A 15,539-nucleotide genomic window follows, 5' to 3' on the forward strand; every position below is an offset into this window, starting at 1 on the left:
AAGAGTTAAGGAAGGATCTATAGCTCAATTTTTTCGCTTATGCCAGTATTTTTTTCCTTGAAGTTATAAAATTATAAAAAACGATAGCTAATTTAGGTTTAATTAATTTTAATTTACATCTGAACGTTTTCCGGAGAGGAGTTGTATCGGTTATGAATAGCAGAAAGATTTGCGAATAAATATTCTATTACTAACGTGCTATTGTGTCAAGTTAAATTTGAGGAGAGGGCGACCCGATCCAATTGGGTGGACAAGAGTTGTTAATTTATGCAAGCGGGTCGCCCCGACAAGTGCCTTTATTGTGTGTTCTTATCGGTAAGCTGTTCGGCATTTAAACCTTAATGTCAATAATGGCGAAAGCCTTGTCGTGCGTTTAGCGAAGCCATGCCGCAGGCTTTGCATCTTGCTCGCTACTAATACCCAAGTTAAATGCATGACAGCCTAATCAAGGTATCACCTTTGTCAGGCATTCACACCTTGTACCAATCGCAACCATCCACCAGAAATTAAAAGGCAGAGCGGTTGCCAACACCCACCTATTAACAAGAGGCAAAAAACCAGATATCATAAACCTTAAAGCCTTCTGTTTTTTACCTTTTTATAGGATAACCCACTTATGTCAAGCGAATTTAACTTCTTTCAACAGTGGTATCCCCTCTCCCCGGTTGAAGATCTCGACCCCAAACAACCCACTCCCGTAACCGTTTTGGGGTTGCGCTTGGTGATTTGGAAACCACCTTCCTCACCAACCTATCGTGTTTTTCTCGATCAATGTCCTCATCGGTTAGCACCCTTAAGCGAAGGGCGTGTTGATGAAAAGACAGGGAACTTGGTATGCAGTTACCATGGTTGGCAATTTAATTCTCAAGGAATTTGTACTCATATTCCCCAAGCCGAAACTCCCCAAATTGTGACCAACAATCAAGATAATATCTGTGTACAAACTCTTCCCTGTTGCCAGGAAAATGATTTACTTTGGGTTTGGCTCGATGCCAATTCCCCAGAACTAGCGGCGGCTACTCCTCGCCCCCTATCGCCCCAAGTTGATGCCAGTAAAGGGTTTGTTTGGTCTTCGATGGTGCGTGACTTGGACTATGATTGGCAAACCTTAGTGGAAAATATTGCTGATCCTAGCCATGTTCCCTTTGCCCATCACGGTGTTCAGGGAAATCGGGATCAAGCCCAGCCCATTGCTATCGAAATTGTCCAATCAACTGCCAATCGAATTGAGGGGAATACTGTCGGACGTTTTAACACAAAAATGACATTTGAGCCGCCTTGTCATTTGGAATATGCTATCAGTTTTGGCGACAAAGGACAGCAGGTGGGATTGGTAACTTACTGTATCCCAGTTGCTCCCGGTAAATCACGGATAGTAGCTCAGTTTCCTCGTAATTTTGCCAAAAGCTTATCGCGGTTAACCCCTCGCTGGTGGAATCATATTACAGTCCGCAATCTGGTACTGGATGGGGATATGATTTTGTTGCATCAGCAAGAGCGTTTTCTCCAACAACGCCAATCAGTGGAAAGCTGGAAAACTGCCTATAAATTGCTAACCAGTGCTGATCGCTTTGTGATTGAGTTTCGTAAATGGTTTGATAAATACTGCCAAGGAACCCTACCGTGGAAGCAGGTGGGGCTCAATTCTTCAGATACAATCTCTATCAACGATAACCGCCAGGAAGTGCTGGATCGTTACCGACAACATACCCAGCATTGTCGTAGCTGTAGCGCGGCTTTGAAAACGGTGCAGCGTTTACAAGTTGTACTTTTAGGGGGCTTTGTGTTAACAGTTTCTGGCGTTGCCTTACTTCCCGATGCGTTGCGCTTGCGTCTGGGTTTACCGTTAATGGTTATGGCATTTTTGGGTTTGGCGACATTCACTTGGCTGAAAGTTTGGCTAGAACCCCGATTCTATTTTGTGGACTATATTCATGCTCAACGATAGAGGGTTATCTGGTTTTATTAAGTGTTGGCATCCAACCTTTTAGATCCCCCTTCCGTCCCCCTTTTAGATCCCCCTCCCGTCCCCCTTCAAAAGGGGGAAGCCAGATGTTGCTTCGCTTTTTGTTCCATGGGAGAGACCAGATGTTGCTTCGCTTTTTGTTCCATGGGGGAAGCCAGATGTTGCGAGAGTGTAGCATCAGTTTGAGGAGAGGGCGACCCGATCTAATTGAGTGGATGGGAGTTGTTAATTTATGCAAGCGGGTCGCCCCTACAAGCGCCTTAACAATGACAAATGACAAATGACAAATGACGAATGACGAATGACGAATGACGAATGACGAATGACGAATGACGAATGACGAATGACGAATGACGAATGACAAATGACGAATGACCAATAACGAATGACAAATGACGAATGACGAATGACGAATGACGAATGACGAATGACGAATGACGAATGACGAATGACGAATGACGAATGACGAATGACGAATAACAAAATCCTTTATTTAATCACCGCGTCATTTCTATTTTGGTTAGGCGGTTCTCATCCTTCTCCAGCAGAAATAATTGATCCAGCTATGTTATCCGGGGATATCCGTTTAACCCTAAAACGTGGCGTGTGGAAAACCTGGGAAGGGGAACCCGTTTATCAGGATATTACACTCGATTTAGTCTGTGATGCTAATGAGTGCGATCGCGAGGTGTGGGGATTTGCGCCAAAGTTCAATCAGGCGGATCATCAGGGAATTCTCCAGACAAGTCAACGGGGACGATTATGGAACCTGGATGTGCAGATGCAAATTAGTCCTGATCCTTGGCAATCCCTAGAAGGACAAGCAGATTATGATATCCAAGTGCGCTTGCATGACGATAATCAACTAATTGGCACTTATTCTGGAACCCTAAATGACCAACCTGTCAAGGGAGAAGTCCAGGGAATTATTCGTCCCCATTGGTCAAAACCTGTAGCAAATCATCGTCCTCTGCGTCCCCAAGAACATCCTCGGTTAATCTTTCGCCAAGATCAACTTCCCCAATTGCGTCAACAGGCTAAAACGCCCAGGGGTGAGGCGATTCTGGCACAGTTGGAACGGAGTCTAGATCAACCCATCTATTACGATGGCTATGTGCCAACTGGGGGCTATCACGCTGCTGGTTACTGCTTCCTCTCCCTAATCCAGCAGGATCAAACCGCCGCCGAAACTGCTTGGCAGATTACGGTTAATTCCATGAACCAACCGGGACGCCGTTTACTGGAACATTCTACAGTAGTTGCAGGCGTGGCGTTGGCGTATGATTTGTGTTATCCGGCTTGGAATGAGGAACAGGTACAACAGGTGGCGGATTGGTTAGCCACTCAAACCGCCCTGCTGGTGAAGGGAACAGCGGGTAATGGCTGGAATCCTAACCCAGCAAGTAACTGGAATGCGAGGGCGCGAGGGGCGGCGGGGTTAGCGGCGTTGGCGCTACTGGAGGAGGGGGATGTAGAGACGTGGCGTTGGCTGAAAGTGGCGGAACGGAATATTAAACGCTATCTTACCATTGGCATTGGCGATCGCGGTTTTGGGTCTGAGGGGGATCATTATAGTACCGAACCCTGGTTTCTCACGGTGATGCCCTTTTTACAAGCGTATCAGACAGTGTTGGGGGAAGATTTGGTCACGCGATCGCACGCGGCTTGGTTTCTACCCCAGTATGTAACCCGGATGGTAGGTGAAGACGGGGAAGTGGCGATTCCCAGCTATGGGCGTCATCGCTTAAGCCCCACGGGTTCTATCTTTGCAGTAGGATTGGGGATAGTACCGGAACGGCTGCTACCGGGAGTTATGTGGTTCTTTAACCGTCATTGGGGGAGGAATGGGGATAACAGTTTTGGCATTGAGTTACCCCATGAAGCGGCGTATGTTTTCGCCGGATATCCTCAAGGGGTAACTCCCCAGAATCCCGCCAAGGTATGGGGGCGGGTAGTGGTAGATGCCCAAAAAGGCTTTTTTACGTTCCGGAATCAATGGCGAGATGAGAATGATTTTGTCACCAGTATTTTTGTCAAGCGAGAAAAACCCAGAGGCGGACATTGGTCATTTCCCGATGCGGGAAGTTTCCGTATTTGGGGATTAGGAGGGCGCTGGGCGACGGCGGGAATGGCATCTGATGGGAAACAGAGAGACGAAAATGTGGTGTTGTTACCGGAAAAACAGGCGGGGAAGACGGCGAAACTGACGGGATTTCAGGCAAGTGCCGATGGGTCGGGTATGGTTAGTTTACAACACCAGAATTGGTTGCGATCGCTAGCGGTGGATTATAGTGGCGCATCTGGTGTACCGGGGTTGTTTGTCTTGGTGGATCAAGTGGTTGACGCCGCAGAACCGAATCAAACCTGGATTATGCATACCCAGGAAAAGGTGACGATTCAGGGTCAACAGTTTACCCTAGAGGCGGAATCCGGGGCGACGATGCAAGGAACCTTTATTACACCCTCCGATGTGAACCTGGAATTTATCCCCAGTGAGACAGGAGGAAGGATTCAAGCCACAGGGCGCGATCGCTTTATTGTTGTCATGACCGTTCAATCCGGTACAGCGTCTGAGGTTGAGGTTCTGGGAACTGGATTTAATCCCCAAATTCAGGTAGAAAACCAGACTATTGAAATAATAGAGGATAAAATCGTATTGAAATCGCTAAAAGAGGGTGCTAACTAGCTGAATTTTATCCGGATAGAATAAATTCTATCCTGAAGAATCTCAGCAGACTTGTTTCACGAGTGTCTTTTAGGATTTATTATTATCATGTCTGGTTTTGTAATAATTGCAATGTATGCCCTGTTTTGGATGTGGTTCTTTGGCGGCTTTGCACCGAAGAAAAAACCTCCAGCGAAAAAGCAATCCCCAGAACAAGAGTTAGCAGAAGCGCTGAGTAAATATTTGGCGGCATTGAATAAACCGGGAGATGCCAAGTAGAGACGCACCACGGCGCGTCTGGGTGCAGGGGAAGCAGGGGAAGCAATGTAGAGACGTGCCATGGCGCGTCTGGAAGCTGGGGGAGATGCGGCGTGCGATCGCGAAACTACCCCAACCCATTCTCCCCTAATCCTTACCAAAAATAACCCGGTTCCACAATCGTCTGCCGTTCTTGGGGGTCATAATTCAGGCAATACTCTTGCGCGATCGCGTCTAATTCCCGCAGGCGTTTTACCTCAGTTTCCCTAATTTCCGTATCCGTGGATAACAGGATAACTTGATGAGACGCCGTGGGAAAATACCGTTCCACTAAATTACTCCGGTGAGAGGAATCTAACCGTCCTAACGGTGTATCAATCGCCACCGGAAGATGACGCCCCGAAACCCGGGCGAGTCCCCAAAGAAAGGAAATTGCTAATAGTTGCTTTTCCCCCGCCGAGAGACGGTGTTTGGGAATCGGTTGTCCTTCCGGATCATAGAGAGACAGGCTGAAGCTGTGGGTGTCAATGGCGACACGGTGAACTAAGTCGGATTTATGCAGCAGATAACGGAAGCATTCGGTGACTTCGATTTCCAGTTTGTTCAGTTTTTTCAGCGTTAATTTCTCCCGAAATAATTCTAATGTGGCTTGCACCTTGGCAATAGAATTAATAATATGCTGATTATTTTTCAGTTTAATCGTTTCATCCGCATAAGTTTCCAACTCTTTTTTCGTTTTAGTAATTTTGTTCTTGATTTCCTCACAACGGCGAGATGCATTTTCGTAAGCCGCTTTAACCTTAACCACTTGATTTTGGGCGTCAGTAAATGCCTGTTTCAGGGTGTTGTAGGCTTCAGGCGATGCAGCCGTAGCAATTTGCCGATCTAACGCATCAATTTCAGTTTCTAGGGTTTGCAGACGTTCCCGTTGGCTTTGGGCGTTGGTTTGTGCGGTTGAGAGTTCATAGTTCAGCAGGGTTTCTAGGCGAGTGATAGCGGCTTCATCGGCTAACAACCATGGTTCCTCTTGGGCGGCAATTTCTTGATCCAGTTCTTGATTGTCACTCTCTAGAAACGATTGAATCTGATTGACTCGCTTGGGGGTTAAGGAGATTTTTTTGATATACTGAATTAACCGAGCATCCCGTTCTTTCAATACCTCCCGTGTCAGTTTAATTTGGTGCTGTTTTTGTTCCTGTTCGGCTTGGGCTTTCGCTTGTTCCAGCAACGGAGAAATCAGAGACAAGGGAAGCACACCAGCCGCCAAGTCTCGCATTTCTTGACGTACCTGATTCGCTTGTTCAATCAGCGTTTCCGATTGGGCTTCCAGTTGACTGCGTTCGCTGGCAAGTTTACCGCCTTCGGAGATAAATTTATCCGAGGCTAAATGTTGTTTTTTTGTGGCATAGTCGAGTTTAGATTTAAGGGCGCTTTTGTCTTGTTCAGCCGCATCCAGTCTTTCCTTTTGGTCAATAAGTTTAGCTTCAATATTATCTAATGTTTTCAGTTCTTTCTGATTGGCAATATCCCGGCGCTTACGACTAGCGAGAATATCTAAATCTGTGGATAGGCGTTCAGCAAGTTCTAACCCAAGCAGGGATTGAATCGCACTTACCACTAGCGGAGGTGGAGTTTCCAATTCAGCCAATTCTTTGACTTGTTCCCCATCAAAGAGAAACAGGTTAGAAATACCCAGAGGAAGCAGATTTTCGATATAGTCATCCCAGGTATTTGCCAGGGCTTTATCGGGCCACTCTTCATCGACTAAAATACCTAGCGTATCTTTCCCATCTTTGAGTTCTTTTGTCCAATAACGGACAATTCTCAGAGTTCTAGGTTTATCCTCTTCGACGACTTCAAAGGCTAATTCAATACGAGTTTTTTCCGTGGGCGGAGTGTTCCGGTTAACGCATTGAGTGAGAAAGTCATTATAGCTTAAATTTCCCCTAGTGGAACATTGGGCGCGGGAACCGTAAAGGCTGAGGCGAATGGCGTCCATTAGAGTGGTTTTCCCGCCACCATTCATCCCGCCAAATAGAATAATCGGATGGCTAGAATTGTTGGTTTCGGGACGGAGGTTAATCACCTGTCGCCCTTGATAGGGACCAAAGTTTTGCAGGGCGAGTTCCAGAAATATCATAGTCAGGGGCTAATGTGGACGGGCGTATAAAATCAGGAATAATCTTTAACCGAATATAAATATCACTTTATAGTAAGTTTGTAGTAAGCGCTTTAGCGCTTATGGCACTAAAGTGCCTACTACGAACGAAGCGAGATGTTTTAAAACTCGCAACACATTATACAAGTCCCGGAAGAAGTGGTCATCTTCAATGAATGTAAGACCCAATTGAGTTTCCAGGTCATGTAAAGTAATCGTTCTCGCTGGAATTGTTTGCACCATAACCCAAAATAGAATGTGAATATCAATTGTAGAGATGTTTCATGCAACACCTCTACTAATTTTTTGCAGAGGACAGCCAATCTTCGTTATTTGTCCTATCCTACTCAATCCGGGTTCCCACCCCCGTTATAATTGAGTCCGCGTAGGCGGACTTTGTTTGTGTAGCAGCGATTTTAATCGCCGTGGCAAAAAGGGGAAAACAAAGGCTATCCATCTACATCTTCAGTATCCTCTGAATCGGGTTCAGGGAATTTCAAACTCGCCCAGGATAGCTGTTTAGGTTTCTCTTCCTTCGGCTTATCCCAAGCCTGTCTCAATTCATGAACTTCTGATAAATCATGTTTGATATCTTGAACCGTATTTTTCAGATGTCGCTGATAGTAGGCGTGGTCAATCGCGTCTTCTCTAGAACGAGAACTACTATTAAAGCATTTTTCTAGGGCTTCATAGATACCGCGTCGGGATTTAGTATGATATTGGCGTTCGGTGTCGAGGAGTTTTGCCATAAGTTCCAGGTGCATTTCATCCGCATCACAGATTTCTTCTAAGACTGTCCATTCATCACTACCCAAAAGTTTGCGTTCGGCGCTAGGGCGGGAATCTTGGAATGGTTCGCCTGTGACTTCTTCATAGATGCGAGGTAAGCTGTCGTCAAATTCATGCTTTTCTTCTAACCAGATACGGCGAATTTCGCTAAGTTCTTCTGGAGTAATTAGAGTGATGTCGCGCATCTCTGGGGGCGCAGTATTCCGGACATGGGTTTGGGCTTCTAATACTCGTCTTAACCAATGTTCCCGCCAGTATTTTGTATAGGGACCATGAATCGGTTTAACGGAGATTTCACCATCAACATTGCGTTCAAAGAGTTCAACTCTACCGTAGATGCGGCGGAAGTCTCTCTTATCGTGATCGTCTTTAATATCCAAATCATTGCGAATATCCAGCAGAGGCTGCATCCACTCTTTCTCCTCATCATTTTGAATCATCGCCTCCATGGACTTATCTTTATTAACCATGGTGCAAACCCAACAACCAAACCGAGAATCCCCACAACTAGGCGTTGAGGTATCAACAACTAAAGGGCATTCATTATCGGCTGTTGCGCCCTGATACATCGAGAATAAGTCTTTGTTAGTATTACCCCAAGGATTTTGCCACTGCATCAAATAAAGCCAAACTTCATCGTTGCGCCAATCTTCAATCGGAGAGTAAATTAGAGAGTTGGGTAAACTACCATTAGGGCTGAGCCGATCGCGAAGTCTACCCGCTTGATACTTTTCCATTGTGGCAGCACGTTTAGCACTTTCTGCTTTACGAGTACCCAACACCAGAATTGTTTCACCATTCATGCGAACAACTTCACGGATAAAATGGTTAGCCGGATGAATTTTCAGACGTTCGGTGCACCAACGAAATTGGTTGCGTGGTGCTGGATATCCTTTGCCAATTAAATTTACCCAAAATGTTTGTTCAGTTTTCGGATAGAGCAAATGGGGTTCTATCGGCATTTCTTGCTCTTTTGCTGCCTGCTTCATTCTTTCCAAGGATTTACGAACCCAGGTAGAGACAATCGGATTTTCTACCCGTGTGTCTGTTGTGATAACGTAAACCGTTTTTGTCCGTTTTTCCGCTGGCAACGCTGCGATCGCGTTCCAGATTAACTGTAATACGGCTGTGCTATCTTTTCCGCCACTCCAGCCAATAACGAAGGGTATTTCATCTTGACAGTATAAATCTTGAATTTCTGCTGTTAGCTTCTGTATATCTTCCACTAACTCAGCCACAGTGCGTGGTGGAAAGAGAGACGTCTGATGGGCTTGTGTCATAGTTCAAAGTCCGTATTTTCCCGGTTTCCGTTTCCAGCGAGTCATAATTAGAATAGATATGTATGACTTCACTGATTTTATTAGTTTATATGTCTGATTACAACCTCCTCCAGTCTGAATCCAATCAGCGGCTTGACGAAGTTCTTGAGCCTTACTTTGCTAAGCATCACCGTCAAAAGTGCTATCCTGGGCTGATTTTCCGGCAGGGCAAGCGTCAAATGATCCAGATTAACGTTCCTGCCGATGATTTGCCTACTCTGCTTCAAGCTAAACCCTCCACGGATAACAATCCTGATTCGGGTAAAAATCGTCCAGAGGTAAAAGGGCATACAGATGAAATTAAACACTATATTCTCAATCGTATTGGTAAAGACAAACCCTGGATTGTCGGCACCCTAACTGCCAATGTTGATCCAGAGAAGATTGAGGTAATCGAATTAGGAAGGGGAATTTGTCTAGTCATCATTCCTCGTGGGGTTAAGTTAGATGTTACGGATGGACAGCATCGTAAGCGTGCGATTCATGAACTCATAGAAAGTCCCGATGGCGAGTCAGTGGCTGATAATGATTTTCCCATAACGCTGGTTTTAGAGGGGAATTTTAGCCAGTGTCAAACTGATTTTAGAGACATGGCTCAAACTAAAGCATTGGATAAATCTCTACTTTTGTCCTTTGGTGAATTTGAAGGTACAGTTGGGATTACTAAAAATTTAATTGAGCAAGTTTCCATGTTTGAAGATAAGACAGAACGCATTAAAAATTCTCCATCTACAAAAAAGAAATTGATTTACACAACGAATTATATCGCTAAATTAGTAAGTTGTGCTTTTGTCAATGATCCAAATCATGCTCTAAAAGAACATGACGTTGAACAAGCCTCTGACGCCTTAGCGAGTTATCTAAATCAGTTTTTTTCAGAATGCAGTAAAACGCAATACATTTGTGAAACTAATGTTGATGACTTGACTGTTGAAGACATTGCTACATTCAAAGAAGACTGTATTTTAGGTAGGAGTGTTGGACTAGAAATTCTTGGACGCTTGCTCTACTTAGCATTAAACCGAGGTATTTATACATTTGACACAGAAAAAGTATTACAACTTGCCCAACTGGATTGGTCAACAGCCGGTGAACTTTGGCAGGGAAATATTATCAAAAAAGACCCCAATCCCAAAAATCCATCTAAACCTTACAAAATCTCAGCCAGTGCCAGCCCAATCAGAATAGCGGTTAATGTAGCTAAGGCAAAATTAGCTTGGATATAAATAGTGGCGATCATTTTGTTAACGGTAAACCCAAATACCTTTTCAAATAAGCCACCATGCGCCCTATACTGGTTCGCGATCGCGAAATCTGACCCTTGACCATAATCCGCCCCTCCCAATCGGGATTAGAACGCGACCAGTCAATTCGCCGCAATTCCTGCAACCGTTCCTCCCAACTCTGGGGATAAACCGAGAGTAACACTGACCCTACCGCCCCCAATCCCAAAAGTGCGAGTCCATGACTATGAACATAATCCTGTCGCATCTCCCTGGCGCTTACAGTCCGTTGTCTCACCGCCTCCCAATCTGGAATACAATAACTCACAGCTTGCCAATACCGGATTGCCAAATCAATCTGCTGTTCCAATTCAGCCGTCTGCCAATCCGCCAACAGCATAGACGTAGCATTATAGAGGGTATGCAGTGTAAATAGCTTCCCCGATCGCACAGGTAATGTCCGATGTTCCCTATCCGTTAGGGTTCGGAACACATTAATATTTCTAATCACTGCTTTGACCACAGTTGCTTGGGGATGGCGATGATCATAGAGAATCGCCAGGGAAGCATCGGGATGAACCCCATAACGGTTGAGATCCAAAAACATCTGCTGGGAATAGCGCAAGCCAATATCCAACACTAAAATAACCGCCACCGTCTCATACCCCAACGCCGGATTCTGCTTCAGCGCCCATTCAAACGCCGCGCAGCGATGTTGTCCATCGGTAATCTGAAACCGCGCATCCATAGGAACTCGTAAGCGTCCCATTTTTCGCCCTTCTTTCTCAGTACCAATGGGTTCAAAATTAATATCAGCATCAATCGCGGCGGTAATCGCGGAAACGGTGTAATTATCAGGATTATTCAGAATATAGTTAGCAATATCTGGGACTCGTTTAGAATTAAGCGATCGCGCGACTCTCTGATCCGGTGGATTCTCTTCATCCTCCCTCGCAAACAGCTTAGGAATAAATCGCACTGGACACATCGACACATAATATTCCCGTCCCGCTTGAATCCCTCGAATGGCGGGTAAAACGTACTCGAAGGAAGGAATCAGTCCTTGGTGATTGGTCATTTGTCATTCATCCTTTGTCCTTTGTCCTTTGTCCTTTGTCCTTTGTCCTTTGTCCTTTGTCCTTTGTCCTTTGTCCTTTGTCCTTTGTCCTTTGTTATAGGTTTAGTAATAAAATTGGGTTTATTTCCATTGATTTACCGATTAGGAATTTGGGTTTTGCCATTCATCGTGTTCCAGCCGTGCTAACTAATGTTGTTGCTGCATCCGCTAAGATTAAGGCAATATTCACACGCGCAACCTGATTTTTGGCAGCTTTCAACTCACCTGCGAAACATTGCACTCGTGTACGATACGCCTCCATAGAATTCGGATCTAAAACCTTTACTGGGTTACTCATTGTAGTTATTAAAATATTGGTTCATGGAGGATTTTGTTGATAGGTTCTCGGTGAAAAGTAAGATCCTCTCTTACTCCCCTCTCCCAAGCTTGGGAGAGGGGCTGGGGGTGAGGGCTGTAGCTGTTGGCTAAACCCACCCCAACAAGCCCTCACAGGTGACATCCCTAGTATGGCACAATTTTAGTTTTTAAAAACCAATTTGACATAAAAATATTAAATTAGTTATTTTTAAAAACAGACAAAAATATTATAAAACCGATGAGTAGCCCCGACAAGCCAAAAGCAGACATCGCCAGCCAAATCCTGGAACAAGACAGCCAGGATCGACAGGCGCTAGCCCTGCTATTGGATCGCCATTTAGCCAGAAACGATCGCCTCCTGGTTCAGAAAACCCAGATGGGGAGTACCGAAGCCTTTATCGGGTCTGTCACCCTAGAATGGTTAGATAGCCGCGTCCGCTTCGCCTCTCAACTCCCCCTATTTCGGCAAAAATTCGACCCCCAAACCGATAACGTCATCCGGGATGAAGAAACCGTCGATGAAATCCTCCAACGTCCCCTCGACTGGTCCCGTCAAGCCCCCCTCACCCAATACCTCGCCGCCCGCCAAGCCCACAAATTCCCCGCCGTTCTCGTCGTCCACAGCCCCACCTGGGTAGACAATCCCAAAGCCAAGGAATGGGATAAACAAGGACGCGCCCGCCAGTCTGCGGCGGATTTCATTCCCCTTGACCAAAACCAAACCGTCGGACTCCTGGATGTCTCACCCTCCGTATCCATCTTCGCCCTAGATGGTCAACACCGACTCATGGGTGTTCAGGGACTAATGACCTTACTTAAAACCGGAAGACTGCAACGTTACAACAAAAACAAGAAACCCGTGGGTAGTGTAATCACCATAGACGACCTAATCGACGAATACCAACTCGACCCCGCCTACCTACAACGCCTCGCCCAGGAAAAAATCGGTATTGAATTCATCCCCGCTGTCGCCAAAGGCGAAACCCGCGACCAAGCAAGGCGGCGCGTCCGGTCGATTTTCGTCCACGTCAACTTAATGGCATTACGCTTAAGTAAAGGACAACTGGCGCTATTAAATGAAAATGACGGTTTTTCCATCGTCGCCCGCAAAATCGCCGTCAACCATCCCTTATTAAAAGAAGTCCCCGGACGCAATCCCCGTGTTAATTGGGATAGCGCCACTGTCGCCGCCAAATCCACCGTATTAACCACCCTCCAAGCGTTAAATGAAATGTCTCAACGGTATCTAGACCACCCATTCCCCCGCTGGAAACCGCCGGAGAAGAAAGGGTTAATCCCGATGCGTCCCGATGATGAGGAATTAGAAGCCGGAATTGACACCTTTAATCAATTTTTTGACCACTTAGCCAGCTTACCCAGTTATCAACGATTAGAACAAGGAGAAGAAACCCCCCAGTTACGCCGTTTCAGCTTTGAGAAAAATGGCGGTGAGGGGAATATCCTCTTCCGTCCCGTGGGGCAAATTGCCTTTACCCAAGCGTTAGGAATTGTGGTATTTCAGAAAAAGTTATCGTTAAAAATGGTATTTAAGAAACTTTGTAAATACGACGCCGAAGGGGGATTTAGCCAGATGGAGACGCCCCAATCTCTATGGTATGGGGTGTTATTTGACCCGAATAAGAAGCGAATCATGGTATCAGGACGGGATTTAGCCGCCCGATTACTGATTTATATTATTGCGGGGACAGAGGATGGCATGGAAAAGGCAGAACTGCGGCGAGAATTAGCCGAAGCCAGAACAATTGAGGGGAAAGCAGTAGGGTTTAATGGTAAGTTTGTCAAGCCTAGAGATGTGGGACTTCCTCCCGTGTTGTGAATCCTGATAGATTGTGTGGGATTGTAGGGGCGAGTCGCTGCACTCTTGTTAATCGGAAACTGATTACTTTTATCGACTCGCCCTTCCTAATGCAAAATCTCCCACACCCTACACCCCACACCCCGTGAACATTTTCTTTGAAATCCATCAAAACCTACCCAGAGAAGCCCCCGGTGACAACGCTTCCACCCGCCAAGCCTTTTCCCTACTAACCAATGTACCCCCACAACCCAAAATTTTAGACATCGGCTGTGGTCCAGGAATGCAAACTATCGAACTCGCTAAATTAACCGATGGACAAATTATCGCCGTCGATACTCATCAACCCTTTTTAGACGAATTGCAGCGTCGGGCGCTAGCTGAGGGCGTTTCTGATACCATTAATCCCCTCAATCAATCCATGTTGTCCTTAGACTTTGCCCCCCATAGCTTTGACATATTATGGTCAGAAGGGGCAATTTATATCATCGGGTTTGAAACTGGACTGAAATCCTGGCAAACGCTTCTCAAAACAGGAGGATATCTCGTTGTTTCTGAACTTTGCTGGTTACAGCCAAATCCCCCAACTGAGGTAAAACAGTTTTGGCAAACTAATTACCCTGACATGAAAGCAATTGATGATAATCTCCAGCTTATAGAAGCGTCAGGGTATCGCCAAATCGGTCATTTTGTACTACCTGAATCATCCTGGTGGGACAATTATTATACTCCATTAAAGAAAAGACTCGAAAATTTACGCCAGAAGTACAGCGATGAGCCGCAAGCGAATCAGGATATCGATAATGAATTACAAGAGATAGAAATCTATCAGAAGTATTCCGATTGGTATGGCTACGTCTTTTATATCATGCAAGTTCAATAATTCATATATCTGGCAACGCTTCATTTTCTGAATTGACGTTGCCAGATATATGAAAAATCAGATGGTGACAACAAAAATAACTGGGGTAATTTTTACCCACTGGAACTTGGCGCTGATGCTCAGAGGTTTTATGGTCGCGGTTTAAAAAGTCGGAATGATGAGACAATGTACAGGGTACTTTATCTTCAATATTCTTAAAGGCTTGGCTTGACTGACCCGAAAAAAGATAACCTAGCATTCCTCCGGCGCTAGAGAAGGGTGCATATCGGCAAGTCATAAATTCATTTTGAATATCCTGACAATATGGAGTAAGGGACTTGCGGAAAAATAGAATACCAGTCATTGTAGAGGAGAGGAGGCTTCTCAAAGCAATGCTGTTGAACACTATCATGCTCAAAGAGAACTGGGATGATACTAGCTCAAACCGTACTAACTACATTCTGGCGATGCCATTCAGGTATAGTCTAGTGCATCGCGGCAGCAATCCTTGAGCAGCTCACCCTACTGGCGTGACCCAGCTAAAATGGTGCATTAGTATCGGGGAAAACGGATTTAATAATGAGAACACCCCTATACTGGACGCGATCGCTCTCCAAATATCTGGATGAGTCCACAACCACCCGCCAACAAGAATTTGAGAACACCTTTCTACTGGACGCGATCGCAACTTCATGTTATTGAGGTTGTCACACAATAGTCGGATGTTAGGAGCATGAGGATAGTCAACATCTAATAGATGTTTCACCTCCTCTGCCCAGTCCTCGCTGGTGCGACTATCCCGACAACTTACTCGTCGCCCGCCTCGATTGGGGTCAAAGAACATGAATCTGAAGTTCCCCCATACAGATGTACTGCACCCAGCGTCAAGCCTTATACTGTAATAGTTTTAACGCTCAAGCCCCTCAAAAATCGTACATAAGTAGCACTGGCAAGAATAGCGCGTTGGCGATGCCTGCTGAAGAAGGAACCTATCGCGCTATTCTTCCAATAAACAATCTTATCGGTGAAAACCCTCGCTACATCACAG

12 protein-coding genes and 1 pseudogene are annotated in these 15,539 nt (G+C 45.6%); 7 read left to right on the forward strand and 6 right to left on the reverse strand.

Annotation, left to right across the window (positions count from 1 at the left end; genetic code table 11):
* Positions 1-616: 616 nt before the first annotated feature.
* The 4 genes from MC7420_RS14120 (at position 617) to MC7420_RS39745 (ending at position 5,040) form a co-directional block, all read left to right on the forward strand.
* Positions 617-1,948, forward strand: a complete 1,332-nt coding sequence (locus tag MC7420_RS14120; protein WP_006101101.1) for an aromatic ring-hydroxylating dioxygenase subunit alpha — start codon at positions 617-619, stop codon at positions 1,946-1,948.
* 487 nt (positions 1,949-2,435) lie between these two features.
* Positions 2,436-4,652, forward strand: a complete 2,217-nt coding sequence (locus MC7420_RS14125; protein WP_006101070.1) for a hypothetical protein — start codon at positions 2,436-2,438, stop codon at positions 4,650-4,652.
* An 87-nt stretch (positions 4,653-4,739) separates the two neighbouring features.
* Positions 4,740-4,910 (forward strand): hypothetical protein, encoded by a 171-nt coding sequence (locus tag MC7420_RS39740; RefSeq protein ID WP_157453175.1) that lies wholly within the window; start codon positions 4,740-4,742, stop codon positions 4,908-4,910.
* Entirely contained in the window at positions 4,900-5,040 is a 141-nt protein-coding gene (locus tag MC7420_RS39745) for a hypothetical protein (protein ID WP_006101295.1), read from the forward strand. Before MC7420_RS39740 ends, MC7420_RS39745 begins: the two co-directional genes overlap by 11 nt.
* Positions 5,041-5,043: 3 nt before the next feature.
* On the opposite strand, the gene dndD is transcribed toward MC7420_RS39745, so the two are convergent.
* Together dndD and dndC are read right to left on the reverse strand one after the other, a co-directional pair.
* Complete coding sequence (gene dndD, locus MC7420_RS14130; protein ID WP_006101100.1) at positions 5,044-7,029, reverse strand: DNA sulfur modification protein DndD; 1,986 nt, start codon at positions 7,027-7,029, stop codon at positions 5,044-5,046.
* A gap of 467 nt (positions 7,030-7,496) precedes the next feature.
* Positions 7,497-9,116 carry a DNA phosphorothioation system sulfurtransferase DndC gene (gene dndC / locus MC7420_RS14135; RefSeq protein ID WP_044207208.1) on the reverse strand — a complete coding sequence of 540 codons (1,620 nt, stop codon included), beginning with the start codon at positions 9,114-9,116 and terminating at the stop codon, positions 7,497-7,499.
* A gap of 89 nt (positions 9,117-9,205) precedes the next feature.
* On the opposite strand from dndC, the gene MC7420_RS14140 reads away from it, so the two are divergent.
* A complete protein-coding gene (locus MC7420_RS14140; RefSeq protein WP_044207305.1) occupies positions 9,206-10,381 on the forward strand; it encodes a DNA sulfur modification protein DndB in 1,176 nt (391 codons plus the stop codon).
* A gap of 10 nt (positions 10,382-10,391) precedes the next feature.
* Here MC7420_RS14140 and dndB read toward each other — a convergent pair whose 3' ends face one another.
* Positions 10,392-11,456, reverse strand: a complete 1,065-nt coding sequence (gene dndB, locus MC7420_RS14145; protein ID WP_006101039.1) for a DNA sulfur modification protein DndB — start codon at positions 11,454-11,456, stop codon at positions 10,392-10,394.
* A gap of 163 nt (positions 11,457-11,619) precedes the next feature.
* Positions 11,620-11,793 (reverse strand): hypothetical protein, encoded by a 174-nt coding sequence (locus MC7420_RS39750; protein WP_006101283.1) that lies wholly within the window; start codon positions 11,791-11,793, stop codon positions 11,620-11,622.
* A gap of 258 nt (positions 11,794-12,051) precedes the next feature.
* Between MC7420_RS39750 and MC7420_RS14150 the strand changes: the two genes are divergently transcribed.
* Positions 12,052-13,650 carry a DGQHR domain-containing protein gene (locus MC7420_RS14150; RefSeq protein ID WP_006101196.1) on the forward strand — a complete coding sequence of 533 codons (1,599 nt, stop codon included), beginning with the start codon at positions 12,052-12,054 and terminating at the stop codon, positions 13,648-13,650.
* 124 nt (positions 13,651-13,774) lie between these two features.
* Positions 13,775-14,512 (forward strand): class I SAM-dependent methyltransferase, encoded by a 738-nt coding sequence (locus MC7420_RS14155; RefSeq protein WP_006101254.1) that lies wholly within the window; start codon positions 13,775-13,777, stop codon positions 14,510-14,512.
* Position 14,513: 1 nt separating this feature from the next.
* Here MC7420_RS14155 and MC7420_RS14160 read toward each other — a convergent pair whose 3' ends face one another.
* Positions 14,514-14,789, reverse strand: coding sequence for a hypothetical protein (locus MC7420_RS14160; RefSeq protein ID WP_006101091.1), 276 nt, complete (start codon positions 14,787-14,789; stop codon positions 14,514-14,516).
* A 381-nt stretch (positions 14,790-15,170) separates the two neighbouring features.
* A pseudogene (locus tag MC7420_RS36935) lies at positions 15,171-15,338 on the reverse strand (IS630-like element ISMae25 family transposase); the annotation flags it as partial.
* Between the last annotated feature and the right edge of the window lie 201 nt (positions 15,339-15,539).

The sequence above is a fragment of the Coleofasciculus chthonoplastes PCC 7420 genome (assembly GCF_000155555.1).
In the GTDB taxonomy this organism is placed as follows: Bacteria; Cyanobacteriota; Cyanobacteriia; order Cyanobacteriales; family Coleofasciculaceae; genus Coleofasciculus; species Coleofasciculus chthonoplastes_A.

Coding starts and splice junctions, on each gene's coding strand:
- dndB (WP_006101039.1), bottom strand. CDS start 11,456: ATGACCAATCACCAAGGACTGATTCCTTCCTTCGAGTACGTTTTACCC.
- dndC (WP_044207208.1), bottom strand. CDS start 9,116: ATGACACAAGCCCATCAGACGTCTCTCTTTCCACCACGCACTGTGGCT.
- MC7420_RS14150 (WP_006101196.1), top strand. CDS start 12,052: ATGAGTAGCCCCGACAAGCCAAAAGCAGACATCGCCAGCCAAATCCTG.
- MC7420_RS14125 (WP_006101070.1), top strand. CDS start 2,436: ATGACGAATAACAAAATCCTTTATTTAATCACCGCGTCATTTCTATTT.
- dndD (WP_006101100.1), bottom strand. CDS start 7,029: ATGATATTTCTGGAACTCGCCCTGCAAAACTTTGGTCCCTATCAAGGG.
- MC7420_RS14140 (WP_044207305.1), top strand. CDS start 9,206: ATGTCTGATTACAACCTCCTCCAGTCTGAATCCAATCAGCGGCTTGAC.
- MC7420_RS39740 (WP_157453175.1), top strand. CDS start 4,740: ATGTCTGGTTTTGTAATAATTGCAATGTATGCCCTGTTTTGGATGTGG.
- MC7420_RS14160 (WP_006101091.1), bottom strand. CDS start 14,789: ATGACTTGCCGATATGCACCCTTCTCTAGCGCCGGAGGAATGCTAGGT.
- MC7420_RS14120 (WP_006101101.1), top strand. CDS start 617: ATGTCAAGCGAATTTAACTTCTTTCAACAGTGGTATCCCCTCTCCCCG.
- MC7420_RS39745 (WP_006101295.1), top strand. CDS start 4,900: ATGCCAAGTAGAGACGCACCACGGCGCGTCTGGGTGCAGGGGAAGCAG.
- MC7420_RS39750 (WP_006101283.1), bottom strand. CDS start 11,793: ATGAGTAACCCAGTAAAGGTTTTAGATCCGAATTCTATGGAGGCGTAT.